The following is a 913-nucleotide window of genomic DNA, read 5'->3' on the forward strand; positions in this document are numbered from 1 at the left end:
CGGACTATTTCCTGATCCTCGTTGTGGATACCCACCGGCAATCCCAGTTCGGCAGCGACCTGGAGCATCGCGTGTTGCTGCTCTGCCGGAATCCTGGGAAAGCGCACTGGATGGCTCTCACACACGGAGATCTTGAAGGCGCAGACGCCCGCTTCCGAAAGGTCATGCATGACGTCGGTCGGCTGGCCGGGCGCCAGCGTCCCGTAGAGCGCCACGTCGCAATAAGACAACGACTCGACCGCTTGCACCTTGGCCCTGAACAATTCCATCGTGCTTAGCGGTGTCGGATTGTCGAAGGGCATTTCGACCATGGTGGTGATGCCCCCGCAGGCGGCTGCCCGGCTTGTTGGCTCAAGGCCCGCAAGACCCCAGTAGCTGCCAGCATGGGTTTGGGCGTCGATACCTCCCGGAACAACCCAACAACCGGAAAAATCGTGCGTCCGAACCGCGTCCGGCGGCGCGCCTTGTCCCAGCGCCTGGATGGTGTCACCGGAGACAGCCAGCCAGCCATCTATCATCACCCCTTCCGGGGTGACGATATTGCCGCGTATCGCCCGATCGTAGGACATGGAATTCCTTTCAAGAATTAGACGAGCGGCGGGGAGATCAACGCTTTGTCGGAGCCTCGTCCGAGGCGGATCGGCATCTTGGCAAAGCCTTCGAAGAAAGCAGCGAGCCTGGTCGTCAGCACATGCAGCATTGCCTGGCCCGCTTCGATGGTCGCCGACGCGGGATCTCCAAAGTAGCCGGCGTCGTCGGACTGGAACAGGGGCGGCCACGCCGCACGCGAGTCGGTGATCGGGTCGGACGTCTCCCCCGGCGAAACCCATGGCTGTAGCGTGCGAGGAGCCAGGCTGGCCGCCCTGACGCGTATGGCGTCAGTATCCCTTCCCTTCTCGGCAGCGATCGCGAG

2 pseudogenes are annotated in these 913 nt (G+C 62.8%); both read right to left on the reverse strand.

The features are described 5' to 3' along the window. Nucleotides 1-569: pseudogene (locus tag EN935_RS38015) on the reverse strand (dihydroorotase); the annotation flags it as partial. A 17-nt stretch (nt 570-586) separates the two neighbouring features. Next, nucleotides 587-913, reverse strand: a pseudogene (locus tag EN935_RS41205) (creatininase family protein); the annotation flags it as partial.

The sequence above is a fragment of the Mesorhizobium sp. M7D.F.Ca.US.004.03.1.1 genome (assembly GCF_003998635.1).
GTDB classification, from domain to species: domain Bacteria; phylum Pseudomonadota; class Alphaproteobacteria; order Rhizobiales; family Rhizobiaceae; genus Mesorhizobium; species Mesorhizobium loti.